The sequence below is a fragment of the Kitasatospora sp. Root107 genome, assembly GCF_001424875.1.
GTDB lineage: Bacteria > Actinomycetota > Actinomycetes > Streptomycetales > Streptomycetaceae > Kitasatospora.
In genome coordinates this window covers 1-12318 of sequence record NZ_LMCT01000030.1, presented here as the reverse complement: position 1 = coordinate 12318, position 12318 = coordinate 1, and the positions used below count along the sequence as shown (strand labels likewise).

General features: G+C 70.8%; 13 protein-coding genes and 1 pseudogene. 6 read left to right on the top strand and 8 right to left on the bottom strand.

The features are described from left to right. The coding region (locus tag ASC99_RS24240; RefSeq protein ID WP_200948400.1) for a LysE family translocator at positions 1-529 on the top strand (529 nt) is incomplete at its 5' end. 21 nt (positions 530-550) lie between these two features. On the opposite strand, the gene ASC99_RS24235 is transcribed toward ASC99_RS24240, so the two are convergent. Both ASC99_RS24235 and ASC99_RS24230 read right to left on the bottom strand, forming a co-directional pair. Continuing rightward, entirely contained in the window at positions 551-1582 is a 1032-nt protein-coding gene (locus ASC99_RS24235; protein WP_057235626.1) for a helix-turn-helix transcriptional regulator, read from the bottom strand. A 91-nt stretch (positions 1583-1673) separates the two neighbouring features. Beyond that, positions 1674-2597 carry an alpha/beta fold hydrolase gene (locus ASC99_RS24230; protein WP_057235623.1) on the bottom strand — a complete coding sequence of 308 codons (924 nt, stop codon included), beginning with the start codon at positions 2595-2597 and terminating at the stop codon, positions 1674-1676. A gap of 246 nt (positions 2598-2843) precedes the next feature. On the opposite strand from ASC99_RS24230, the gene ASC99_RS24225 reads away from it, so the two are divergent. The 3 genes from ASC99_RS24225 to ASC99_RS24215 all read left to right on the top strand — a co-directional run bounded on the left by ASC99_RS24225 (position 2844) and on the right by ASC99_RS24215 (position 6068). Further along, complete coding sequence (locus ASC99_RS24225; protein WP_057235622.1) at positions 2844-3668, top strand: p-hydroxycinnamoyl CoA hydratase/lyase; 825 nt, start codon at positions 2844-2846, stop codon at positions 3666-3668. Then, positions 3665-5215: an AMP-binding protein gene (locus ASC99_RS24220; RefSeq protein ID WP_057235619.1), complete on the top strand. Its 1551-nt coding sequence runs from the start codon at positions 3665-3667 to the stop codon at positions 5213-5215. The genes ASC99_RS24225 and ASC99_RS24220 overlap by 4 nt, the downstream gene beginning before the upstream one ends. 106 nt (positions 5216-5321) lie before the next feature. Further along, positions 5322-6068 carry an SDR family oxidoreductase gene (locus tag ASC99_RS24215; RefSeq protein WP_057235616.1) on the top strand — a complete coding sequence of 249 codons (747 nt, stop codon included), beginning with the start codon at positions 5322-5324 and terminating at the stop codon, positions 6066-6068. Positions 6069-6137: 69 nt separating this feature from the next. On the opposite strand, the gene ASC99_RS24210 is transcribed toward ASC99_RS24215, so the two are convergent. The 6 genes from ASC99_RS24210 to ASC99_RS24185 form a co-directional block, all read right to left on the bottom strand. Next, entirely contained in the window at positions 6138-6668 is a 531-nt protein-coding gene (locus ASC99_RS24210; RefSeq protein WP_057235613.1) for a carboxymuconolactone decarboxylase family protein, read from the bottom strand. Between the two features lie 167 nt (positions 6669-6835). Further along, on the bottom strand, positions 6836-7615 hold the full coding sequence (locus tag ASC99_RS24205) for a helix-turn-helix transcriptional regulator (RefSeq protein ID WP_057235610.1): 780 nt from the start codon (positions 7613-7615) through the stop codon (positions 6836-6838). A 70-nt stretch (positions 7616-7685) separates the two neighbouring features. After that, positions 7686-8756 (bottom strand): carboxymuconolactone decarboxylase family protein, encoded by a 1071-nt coding sequence (locus ASC99_RS24200; RefSeq protein ID WP_063857168.1) that lies wholly within the window; start codon positions 8754-8756, stop codon positions 7686-7688. 34 nt (positions 8757-8790) lie between these two features. Then, positions 8791-9579, bottom strand: coding sequence for an SAM-dependent methyltransferase (locus tag ASC99_RS24195; RefSeq protein WP_057235609.1), 789 nt, complete (start codon positions 9577-9579; stop codon positions 8791-8793). Between the two features lie 56 nt (positions 9580-9635). Then, positions 9636-10511: an SDR family NAD(P)-dependent oxidoreductase gene (locus tag ASC99_RS24190; RefSeq protein WP_057235606.1), complete on the bottom strand. Its 876-nt coding sequence runs from the start codon at positions 10509-10511 to the stop codon at positions 9636-9638. Next, on the bottom strand, positions 10511-11128 hold the full coding sequence (locus ASC99_RS24185) for a carboxymuconolactone decarboxylase family protein (protein ID WP_057235603.1): 618 nt from the start codon (positions 11126-11128) through the stop codon (positions 10511-10513). Before ASC99_RS24185 ends, ASC99_RS24190 begins: the two co-directional genes overlap by 1 nt. A 206-nt stretch (positions 11129-11334) precedes the next feature. Between ASC99_RS24185 and ASC99_RS41020 the strand changes: the two are divergent. Together ASC99_RS41020 and ASC99_RS41015 are read left to right on the top strand one after the other, a co-directional pair. After that, positions 11335-11772 (top strand): annotated as a pseudogene (locus ASC99_RS41020) (sigma-70 family RNA polymerase sigma factor); the annotation flags it as partial. 169 nt (positions 11773-11941) lie between these two features. Beyond that, the gene (locus ASC99_RS41015; RefSeq protein WP_235583116.1) at positions 11942-12301 is read left to right on the top strand and encodes a hypothetical protein; all 360 of its coding nucleotides are present in this window, start codon (positions 11942-11944) and stop codon (positions 12299-12301) included. The last annotated feature ends 17 nt before the right edge of the window (positions 12302-12318 follow it).

The following is a 12318-nucleotide window of genomic DNA, read 5'->3' as shown; positions in this document are numbered from 1 at the left end:
CGGCGGCCGGTCCGCCGGGCTGCTCACCATGACCGGCGGCATGCTCGGCCTGAGCGTCCACGTGAGTGCGGCCTCGCTCGGCGTCTCGGCCCTGTTGCTGGCCTCGGTCACCGCGTTCACCGTGCTCAAGGTGGTCGGCACGCTGTATCTGGTGTGGATGGGGATCTCCACACTGGTCAGTGCCCGCAAGCGAGTTCAGGCGGGCGACGGCGCGGACGGCGGGCGTTCGCTGTCCAGGGCGCAGTGCCTGCGCCAGGGGTTCCTGTCGAACGCGCTCAACCCCAAGGTGGCGCTGTTCTTCGTCACCTTCCTGCCGCAGTTCCTGCCCGACACCCGGCACACCCTGGGCAGCGCCTTGCAGCTGTCCGCCGTCTTCGTGCTGCTCTACCTGCTCTGGTTCACCCTCTACACCGTGACGGTGGACCGGTTCGGCGCGTTCCTTCGCCGGCCGGCCGTCCGGCAGCGGATCGAACGGTCCACCGGAGCACTGCTGATCGCCTTCGGCATCCGGCTCGCCCTCCAGCACTGACCCTGCGTCACTGACCCGGTGTCAGACCAGCCCCCTGGACCGGGCCAGCACACCGGCCTGGAAGCGGCTGTGCGCGCCGAGGTGCCGGGTGACCTCGGACACCAGCCGGCTGACGGTACGGACGGAGACGCCCATCGACCGGGCGATCCGTTCGTCCGTCAGCCCGTTGGCGAGCAGCCGGAGCGAGGTACGGTGCTGCTCGGTCAGCCGGTCGCCCGCCTCGCCGTCGGCCACCTCGGGCACGTCGGCGGGCCCGAGGTACGGAAAGGCCCGCAGCCAGTGGTCGTCGTAGAGGGCGGCATACGTCCGCACCAGTACCGCACCGCGGATCACGATCAGCGGGTCCTCGGGCCGGCCGGGTCCGGGCGGCAGCAGCGCCACGTCCAGATCGCCGATCACCAGGCTGCACGGGACCTGCGGCGCGAGCCGCAGCTCCACCCCGACCTTCCGCACCTCGGCCAGGTACTTGCACTGCCAGCGCGCCGAGTTGAAGCCCTGCGGGTAGATCGCCCGGACGGTGACGCCGCGTCGGACCATCCGGCCCTTCTCGGTCAGGAAGCTGCTCAGGGTCTGGCTCATGGTCCTGGACGGCACCGTGTCGGCGTGCAGGGTGCGGCTCTGCGTCCGGGGCAGGTCGGCGAAGTCCCGCAGCACCCGCTGCTGGTTGCGGGCCCCGGTCACCACTTCCACCTCGACCCGCTCGGTCAACCGGGCCGCCGCCGGGCGGTAGCGCTCCAGCAGGGACTCGGTGGCGCTCACGATGGAGGTCAACTCCTGGTAGTGCGAGCTGAGTACGGCCCGCTTCTGCCGCAGGGTGCCGAGCAGGCCGAGCAGCGCGGTGTCCGGCTCCACCAGGTCCGTCTCACCGATCGCCGATCCCGGCCGGACCAGCCGCAGCGCGCGCAGCTCCGCCCAGGCCGTCGCCGCCTCCCGCGCGTCGAGCCCCAGCGCGTCGGCCGCCTCGGTGTGGCTGCGCGAGTCGTTCTCCCGCAGCCACCGGTAGAGCAGCGGTCCGGCGTTCTCGTACCGGGACGGCTCGCCCGCGCCGGTCACCGCTCCTCCGTAGTCATGTGCATCAGTGTCCGAAGTGCCTTCGGCGGTCGGCTACTTCCATCGTGCGGAGTAGCTCGTCCGGCAGCACGGGTCAGTCGAAGAACCGGTCGAGCTGCTCGATCACGACCTGCGGGGCCTCCTCGACGAAGTAGTGGCCGGCGTCCGGCACCACCACCACCTCGACCTCGATCGCCTGGCCGGGCAGCGTCGCCCGCATCTGCGCGGCGAACCTGCCGTCGGCGAGGTCGGAGACCAGCCCGAGCACCGGCACGGTGAGCTTGTCGTAGGTACCGAGGTCGGCGATGTCCTGGCCGATGGCCTGGTGCCAGCCGTTGCCGCCCCGGATGCCGTCCGGTGTGTTGTAGGCCCGGGTGTAGACCGCCCGGTCCAGCGCGGTCACCGCGTCCTGGTGCAGCAGGAAGGTGTCGAAGACCCAGTTCACCAGGTGGTGGGCCCGGCCTGCCAGCAACTGCTCGAGCAGGCCGGCCACCTGGTTGAAGGCGAACCACCACGGGACCAAGGGCAGGCCGGGCGCCGGGGACAGCGAGGCGTCCGGGTGCAGGATGTCCAGCATCGCGATCCTGCGGACGGCGTGCGGGTGGTTGGCCGCGAAGCTGAAGGCGACCTGCGAGCCGACGTCGTGCCCGGCGATGTCCACCTGCTGGTAGCCGAGAGCCTGCACGAAGGCGTGCACCACGTCGGCCATGGTCTTCTTGTCGTACCCGCCCGAGGGCTTGTCCGAGCCGCCCATGCCGGGCAGGTCGAGCGCGATCACCCGGCGGCCGGCCGCCGCGAGCGCGGGCATCACCTTGCGGTACTCCCACCAGGTCTGCGGCCAGCCGGGCAGCAGGAGCAGCGGGCGGCCCTCGCCGCCGGCCACATAGTGCAGGCGCAGGCTGTTCACGATGAGGTACTCGCTGCGGAAATCCCCGGCCAGCGACCGGGCGAGTTCGGCGTCGGTCGGAACGGCGGCCGTCGCCTCCGGCGCGGCCTCCTCAGAACTGTTCGTCGTCACTATTCCCCGCTCCTCATTCCGGCGGCCGGAACACGACTGTTCAATCGGTGTTCCGGGCCATCATCGGGGAACGCAATACCGCCCGACATCTTCCATCGTGCTCTCTTCCCGCTGGTCCCCGACTCGGGCGCGTGGCTGGGCAATTCAGGAGTAGCCGGGCCGCCCGGCATTCCCCGCATACTCACGATGTAAAACCGACGGGCAGAGAAGAAATCCGCTGGGCGACAGAGGAAAGAAGGCCAGAACATGATCGAGCTGGACACTGTGAACCTCGAGATCGACGGACCCACCGCCACGATTTACCTGAACCGGCCGGACAAGAAGAACGCCATGAACCCGCAGATGCACCAGGACATGAACAGCGCCCTGGACGCCATCGAGGAGGCCGGGGACGTCAAGGTCGTCGTCGTGACCGGCAACGGTGACAGCTTCAGCTCCGGCATGGACCTGGAGGAGTGCTTCCTCAAGCCCTACGAGGACCCGCAGCTGTTCTACCGGACCAACCTGGTGGCGCTGAACTGGTTCAAGCGCCTCAAGGCCTTCCCCGCCGTGACCGTCGCCAAGGTGAACGGCTTCTCGTTCGGCGGCGGCGTCCTGGTCACCGGGATCTGCGATCTGGCGATCGCGTCCGAGACCGCGCTGTTCGGGCTCTCCGAGATCAACTTCGGCATCTTCCCGGCCGGCGGCGCCAGTTGGGCCGCCGCGCACAACTTCTCCCGCAAGCAGGCGCTCTACTACATCCTCACCGGCGACACCCTGACCGGGGCGGAGGCGGAGAAGTACGGGCTGGTCAACAAGGCGGTGCCGGCCGACCAGCTCGACGCCGCGACCGACAAGCTGGTCCGCAAGCTGGTCAAGAAGAACCCGGTCACCCTGGCGCTGGCCAAGCAGGTCTACGAGCACAACCGGGCCGTCGACCTGCCGGCCGCGATCGACTACGACCAGGCCAAGCTCTGGGAGCTCTCCCGGCTGACCGGCAACGAGTGGATCAACGTCGCGCTCAAGCAGTTCGAGAAGCGCAGCTACCAGCCCGGCCTGAGCACCTACAGTCGGGCGGAAGTGACCTCATGATCTTCACCGGCCCGCACCCGCCGGTGCACGTGCCCGAGACCTCGTTCACCTCCTTCGTCCTGCAACGGGCTGAGCAGTACGCCGACCTGGTGGCGGCCGTGGACGTCACGGGCGCGAACTCCTACACCTACCGGGAGCTCGCGTCGGCGATCGGCCGCGCCGCCGACGGGCTGCGCGTCCGTGGCTTCCGCAGCGGCGACGTGCTGGCCGTGCTGGCGCCGAACCGGCCCGAGTACCCGATCGCCTTCCACGCCGCGGCGCTGGCGGGCGGCACCGTGGTGGTGCTCAACCCGCTGGACACGGTGGACGATCTGGCCGCCCACCTGAACGAGGCCGGCGCGCGGCTGCTGGTCGTCTCGCCGACCGAGCTGGACAAGGCGCAGCAACTGCTCCTTGGCACCCCGGTCGAGGAGATCGTCGTCCTGGGCACGGCGGACGGCGCCACACCCTTCGCCTCGCTGTTGACCGACGGCGCCCCGCCCGAGCCGGCCGTGGACCCGGCCCGGGACACCGTGGCCCTGCTGCACTCCAGCGGCAGCACCGGTCACCCCAAGGGCGTGATGCTGACCCACCGGAACATGATCGCCAACGTGCTGCAGACCAGCCTGGTCACCCCGCTGGACCCGGCCGAGAAGGTGCTCGCGGTCCCGCCCTTCCACCACGCCTTCGGTCTGATCATGGTGATGAACGCCAGCCTGCTCCAGGGCGCCACTCTGGTCACCATGGAGCGCTTCGACCCCGAGGCGTACCTGAAGGCCATTCAGGACCACCGCATCACCCGGCTGTACGTCGTGCCGACGATCGCCGTCCTGCTCGCCAAGAGCCCGCTGGTGGACCGCTACGACCTCTCCTCGGTCCGCGAGATCGTCTCCGGCGGCGCCGCGCTGGACCCGGAGACCGCCCGGCTCTGCCGCGAGCGGCTCGGCTGCCGGATCGGCCAGGGGTACGGCCTCACCGAGGCCCTGGTGTCGTTCATGCAGCTCGACCCCTCCGAGGCGCCCGGATCGGTCGGCCGGAACTCCCCGAACATCGAGTGCAAGATCGTCGACCTCGGCACCGGCCGGGAGCTCGGGCGCGACCAGGACGGCGAGATCCTGATCCGGGGCCCGCATGTGATGAAGGGTTACCTGAACGCCGAGGAGGCCACTCGGCAGGTGCTCGAGCCGGACGGCTTCCTGCACACCGGGGACCTCGGCCACGTGGACCGGAACGGCGAGCTGATCATCGTCGACCGGATCAAGGAGCTGATCAAGTACAAGGGCCAGCAGGTCTCCCCGGTCGAGCTGGAGGCGGTCCTGATGACGCACCCCAAGGTCGCCGACGCCGCCGTGATCGGGGTGCCGGACGAGGAGGCCAGCGAGATCCCGAAGGGCTTCGTGGTGGCGCGGGAGCCGGCCACCCCCGAGGAGATCATGGCCTTCGTCGCCGAACGGGTCGCCCCCTACAAGAAGCTCCGCCAGGTCGAGTTCATCGAGCAGATCCCCCGTACTCCGGTCGGCAAGATCCAGCGCCGCGCCCTCAAGGAGTGGAACTGCACCACCCGGTAGCCCCGCAGGGCCCCGGCCCTGCCCCCCGTGCCGGACCGGGGCCCTGCGGCGCCGACTCTCCGACGCACCGTCACCATCCAGCAGATGCACGCCACTTGGAGGAATCATGAGCGACCTGTCCGGCCGGACCACCATCGTCGTCGGCGCCAGCCGCGGCCTGGGCCACGGTATCGCCACCGCCTTCGCCGAGGCCGGCGCCCCGGTGGTCGCGGTGTCCCGCACCGCGACCGACTTCGCCGAGCCGGCCAACGGCGCGGGCAGCATCCAGGCGGAGACCGCCGACGCCGGTGACCCCACGGTGGTCGCCGACCTGATCGACCGTCACCAGCCGCAGACCGTCGTCCTGGTGGCCGGTGCCACCCCGCACATGCGGCCGCTGCAGCAGCAGACCTGGGAGACCTTCTCGGCCAACTGGCAGAGCGACGTGCGGATCTCCTTCCACTGGCTGCGTGAGGCGCTGCTCACCCCGCTGCGGCCCGGCAGCCGGGTGGTGGTGTTCAGCAGCGGGGCCGCGCTGGCCGGCTCGCCGCTCAGCGGCGGCTACGCCGGGGCCAAGGCCACCCAGCGCTTCATCACCGCCTACGCCCAGGACGAGGCGGACCGGGCCGGGCTGGACATCGGCTTCACCACGGTGCTCCCCCGCATCACCCCGCTGACCGGCCTCGGCCAGTCGGCGGCCCGGGCGTACGCGGCCCGCGACCACCGCTCCGAGGAGGAGTACGTCCGGCAGCTGGGCCCGCTGCTCACCCCGGAGCAGGCCGGCGCCGCGGTGATCGAGCTGGTCCAGGCGGACGCCGCCACGGTGGCCCCCGGCTACCTGCTGACCGGCGCCGGACTGAAGAAGCTCGGCTGACTCCCTGGCGACATGGCTGACGCCCGTACCCGGCCGGGTACGGGCGTCAGTCGTCTGACCACAGAGGCCCTACAGGTAGCCCTTGGCCACCAGCGCCCCACCGATCTCGTCGTACAGCGCCGGGTCCTCGGGGGTGATCGCACCCAGACCGTCGACGAACCGGTTGTACATCGCGAACGCCGCCGCGATCAGCACCGTGTCGTGGATGCTCTCGTCGTCGGCACCGGCAGCCCTGGCCCGCTCGACGTCGGCCGCGGTGACCGCGAGCCCGCCGATCTGCACCTGGCCGGCCAGCATCAGCAGCGCGCGCAGCCGCTCGTCGACGGGCGCGCTGGCCACGTCCCGGTGGACGGCCTCCACCAGCGCGAAGTCGCCGCCGAGGGCGTGCGCGGCCGCGGCGCCGTGGGCGCCGGTGCAGAACCTGGTCTCGTTGCGGACGGAGACGTAGGAGGCGATCAGCTCGCGCTCCCCGACGCTGAGCGGGGACTCGCCCCGGAGCAGCTGCTCGGCCAACTCGCTGAGCAGACGGCCGGATGCGGGCTTGACCCCCAACAGCCCTCGGATGCCCGGGATCGGGGCCGGCAGCGCGATGTGCGGCATGAGGATCAGCCTCCGTGTCACGTGGTGGACCCGGACGCCTCCGTCCGGGCCATAACATCGTTATACATTACCGGACCTCACTGTCCGTCAGGCACCACGTGCTTGTCAAGCTGCCCAGCACCATCCAACTCACCTACGTGTCAATCCAGTTGAACCTGCCGAAGGCCTCAGCCCCGGGTGATCGCGATCGCCCCGGACGCCAGCTCCGGCTGCGGCAGCTGCCAGCAGTCGAGCTCGGGCAGCGCCAGCAGGATCGGCAGGTCGAACGGACAGAACTCGCGGGTCTCCAGATCCACCTCGATCGGCTGGTCCGCCCGCACCGTCACCGGCCGACTGGAGCCGATGAACAGCGGACTGCGCTTCCACGGCTGCGGCTCGACGTCCTGCACCGCCACCACCGCCGCCCGCAGGTGCCACACCCCCTCCTGGATGCCGGACAGCTGGAACTCGCCCGGGCCGTCCAGGATGTCGCAGGCGACCGGCTCGCCCTGCACGATCGGATCGGTGAACGCCGCCACGTAGATACGGGTGGGTAAGCCGACCTCCGGCGACCCGACCGAGCCACGCACCACGCAGGTCCGCCGGGCCGCCGCCGAGCGGAAGGCCCGGGGGGTGACCGGGATGCCGGTCCTGGCCAGCGTGCGGTACCGCCCCGGGGAGAGGCCGACGCTGCGGGTGAACCGGCTGGTGAACGTGCCGAGGCTGTTGTAACCCACCTGGTAGGAGATGTCGGTGACGCTCAGTTCGGTCCTGAGCAGCAGGTGCTTCGCCTTGTGCAGCCGGATCGCGGACAGGAACCGCCCCGGTGACGTCCCGGTGAGGGTCCGGAACACCCGGGAGAAGTAGAACTTGCTCAGAATGGCGGTGTCCGCGATGTCGTCCAACGAGAGCGGTTCCTCGTAGCGGTCCCACATCGTTGCGATCGCGCGCTCCACTGCGGCTTGCAAGACATCACTCCTTCGGTACGGGTCCGGGGGAATCCGAATCGAACTTCCTGGCGTGGGACGGCTGTTCGGGTCACTCGTTGTGGAACATCCAGCTCCCGACCTGGCGGGCGGCGGCCAGACTCGCCCAGGCCGTGATGCCGACCAGTGCCTCGTCGTCCGCACCCGCCGCGCGGGCGGCGTCGATCACCGTCTCGTCCACCGTGTAGGCGGCGAGCGCGGTCAGCAGGGCCAGCCGGGCGGCCGGGCGCTCCTCGGCGGGCCGGGTCTCCACGGCCGCGTCGGCCCAGCCCCGGCCGAGCCCGGGCGGGCGCCCGTCCCAGTGGTCCAGGGTGTCCTGCACCAGGGCCCGGACGCCGTCGGACAGCGCGGCCCGCCCGGCCACCTCCACGGCGGCCGCGGCCCGGGCGAAGGCCCCCGCGATCTGCGGGTTGCCCGCCGCCCAGGCCAGGTCCTCGGGCAGCGTCGCGGCCGGCAGCAGGCCCAGCGAGCCACCGGCCTTCGGCTCCGTCCGGGCCGCCGAGCGGAGCAGCCAGGTGAGCACCCGCAGCACCGGGCGCAGCGAGCTCTCCGGCGCGCCGGGCGGCAGCGGCACCGTACCCAGGAAGACGTTGACCATGCGGTTGAGGTAGTGCATGATCACCACCGATCCGAGCAGTTCGGGCAACTGCTCGGCGGCGAACGGGAATCGGCTGTCGGCCGCAGTGTCGCGGACCGCGCCGTCCCGGACCCAGCCGGCGACCGCGCGGACCGCCGGGTCGGCCACCTCCTCGAGCCGGCCGTCCCGGATCGCCTCGCCGTCCCTGCCGGGGGCGAGGCTGTGCAGCATGGCGGTGTGCATCCGGACGCAGAACGGGCACTCGTTGACCGCGGAGACCGCCGAGGCGACCGCCTCCTTGGTGGTCCGTTCGGCCAGCCCCGCCACCAGCAGGGTCTCCCGGAGCATCAGCCAGCTCGCGGCGAGCGGGCCGGCCGCGGGCGAGTGGAGCGCTATCGGTGGTGCCAACACCCCGAAGTCCCGCTCCAGTTCGCGGTACACCCGGGCGACGCCGTCGCGCGCCAGCTCGAATCCGACCGGCTTGACGTGGCGTACCTGGAGTAGCGACAGACCCCGCAGTGACGACTGGACCAGCCTTCTGTGCACGGTGCGCTCCTCGGTCGGTAGGTCGGCGATCGGTTCAGGGTTTGCGGGCCACCGCACACCACAGGGCCGGGGACCCGGCCGGGGCGGCCGTGGACTCGGGGCGCCAGTCCGTGGACAACACCATGCCCGGGTCCTCGAGTTCGAGGCTCGGGTCCAACAGGGCCATCGCCTCCGCCCTGCTCCGGCGGACGATCCGGCCGCTCCAGTCCGGCACGATGCGCTCCATCGCGGCGTCCATCAGGTGGTCCCGTTCGTGCGTGGCCAGATGCCCGAAGGCCACCCAGCTGCCCGACGGCACCGAGTCCACCAACAGCTGCACCAGGCCGGCCGGATCATCCTCGCCGGGCACGAAGTGCAGTCCGCCGAACAGGACGAGCCCGAGCGGGCGCGACAGGTCCAGTACCCCGGCCGCATCCCGGAGAATCCGGTCCGGGTCGCCCAACTCGCCGTGCACGTAGGCAGTTGGGCTTCTCGGCTGCTGCCTGAGCAGTCGCCGGGCGTGTTCCACCACGTCGGGGTCCCGGCTGACGTAGACCACCCGGGTGGCCGGCGCCATCAGCTGGGCGACCTGGTGGGTGTTGCGCATGGTCGGCAGGCCGGCCCCGATGTGCAGCAGCTGCCCCAGGCCCGCCTCGCCGACCAGGTGGCCGACCATCCGGCCCAACGTGGCCCGGGCGGCTCGCAGTTCGGCCCGCAGATCACCCGTCGGCCAGGCCGCACACGCCCGGTCGGCGGCCTCCCGGTCGGCGGGGCCGTGTGCCTCGCCGCCCAGCAGGTAGTCCATCGCCCGGGCCAGACCGGGGGTTTCGAACTGTTCGGTCACACCATTCCTTCGGAGAGTCTCGGGGAGGGGCACGGTCTCAGGACGGGAGCTTTCTCTCAGGGGATCGGGAAGAAAGCGCGCACGAACTTCTCGAACATCCGGTCGCCAATTGTCCAGCGCATCCGGGGCAGTAGTCGAGAGGGCACCCCGATCCGGTACCGGATCTTCGGGTTCGCACTGCTCACCGCCTGTTCGATGACCTTTGCGACGGTCTCGGCCCGAACGGCCATTCGACCTCGGCCGGTCGGCTTGTCGGTCTCCCGGTACGCCCCGTGCCAGTCGACGAAGTACTCCCAGAACTCGTCGTAAAGGCCGTTCCGCTCCTGCCCGGACATCCCGAGGTCCGCCACCGACATCGGCACGAATCCGCCGAGCACCGGCGAGGGCTCGATCAGCACCACCTTGATGCCGAACCGCGAGACCTCGTGCCGGAGCGAGTCGCCGATCGCCTCCAACGCGTGCTTGGTGGCCTGGTAGTAGCCCCGGCCCGGGGTCGCGAACTGGCCGAAGATGGAGGACATCATGACCACCCGGCCACTGCCCTGGGCCCGCATCCCGGGCAGCACCAGCTGGGTGAGCCGGGACAGTCCGAAGACGTTGGTCTCGAACTGCTTGCGCACCTCGTCCACCGGCGTCTCGCCGATCGTGCCGTTCAGGCTGTAGGCCGCGTTGTTGATCAGCGTGCCGACCGCGCCGTGCTCGGCGGTGATCTTGTCCACGACGTCGACCATGGACTGCTCGTCCGTCACATCGAGGTACAGCACCTGGATGCCCTCGGCGGCCAGCCCGGCCAGCGCGTCCAGGTTGCGCCCGGTCGCGTACACCGGCCAGCCCGCCCGGTGCAGGCGGAGCGCGGCGGCCCGACCGGTGCCGGAGGACATCCCGGTACCGGAGGAGGCGCCGGTGAGCAGCACCGCCCGGGACGCCGCCATCAGTCGGCCGTCCCGTCCGCGTCGGTGTCCGACTGGCCGGCGATCCGGCTGCGGGTCATCGAGCTGCCCAGGCCGAAGCCGTCCACCAGGCGGTTGATGAAGGCGAACAGCCCGGCGGTGAAGACCGCCTCCAGCAGCTCGTCGTTGTTCCAGCCCGTCGCCGCGACCCGGTCCCACTCCTCGTCGGTGATCCGGTAGGCGCCGGTGCAGACCTGGGTGACCAGCTCCATCAGCGCCAAGTGCTTGTCGTCCAGTGGGAGTTCACTCGGCTTGCCGGCCGTGGCGATCGCGTGGGTGAGCTCCTCGCTGCCGCCGAACTGCGTCAGGAACCAGTTGTGGGTGCCCACGCAGTACGGGCAGCCGTTGACCTTGGAGCTCCAGGCGGAGATCATCTCGCGGGTGGCCCGGGGCAGCACTCCGTCACCGAATACCCCGGTGTAGCCGGTGATCAGAACCTCCATCAGATCCGGCCGGGTGGAGACCAGCCGAAACATATCGGGCACGAATGGAAGCCCGGTCCTGCTCTTGATCAGGTCATAGAGTTCGGCGGTCCTTCCGGTCGCGTCGGCCTCACTGATCAGCGGGACGCGTGCCGCCGGTACCTGCTGTTCACTCATGGAAGTGACTCCTTCGCCATGGACGGACATTCGCGAGCAACCCGATGCTGCCAGGGCGGCGCAGTCCCGCTGTCTCCTAAATTGCCCTCTTCGACCGGACCGAACGGCCGTCAAAACTCCTACGCCCAACACGATTTGACCGGCCGTAGGAGTGGGCATATGCCAATGGTCCGGAGAAACCGGCATACCGCGGCCCGGCCTCAAGTATGTTGAACGGCATGATCATTCGGGGTGGGCCGGACGTGGCACCGGTGGCAGCGGGCGAGGACTTCGCGCGGCTCTCCGACCAGTACCGGACGGAGCTGCTGGCGCACTGCTACCGGATGCTCGGGTCGATCCACGACGCCGAGGACCTGGTGCAGGAGACCTATCTGCGGGCCTGGCGCTCGTACCACGCGTTCGAGGGTCGCGCCTCGCTGCGCACCTGGCTCTACCGGATCGCCACCAACGCCTGTCTCAACGCCCTGGAGCGCCGCGACCGTCGGCAGCTGCCGTCCGGGCTGGCCGGCCCGAACGACCGGCCGCAGACCCCGCTCGCCCCCGCGCTGCCGGAGTTCGGCTGGCTGCAGCCCGCGCCCGACACCCTGCTGGGCGCACCGCCCGCCGACCCGGCCGCCATCGTGGCCGCCCGGGGCAGCCTCCGGCTCGCGCTGATCGCCGCGCTCCAGTGCCTGCCGCCCCGTCAGCGGGCCGTGCTGATCCTTCAAGAGCGCGCTCCAGCGGGCCCGCGGACAGCTGGAGCGGCTCGCGCCCGCCGAGGACCAGGTCGCCGACGCCGTCACACCGGACCAGCGCGAGCTGCTGGACAGCTACGTGTCGGCGTTCGAGAACGCCGACATCAAGGCCCTGCTGGCGCTTGCTCACCGACGACGCGGTGGCCGAGATGCCGCCGTACCCGTCCTGGTTCCGCGGCGGGAGACGGTCGCCCGGTTCTTCGCCGCCCAGGTGCTCACCACCCCCGGCCGGTTCCGGCTGGTACCCACCCGGGCCAACGGCCAGCCCGCCTTCGGGCTCTACCGGCTCGGCCCGGACGGCCGCCACCACGCGCACTCGGTCACCGTGCTGACCCTCGCCGGGGACCGGGTCGCACGGATCTCCGGCTTCCTGGACCCGTCCCTGTTCGGACCCTTCGGCCTGGCCCCCACGCACCCTCCGACTAACGGAGGGGCTTGAGCCCGTCCGGGCCGAGG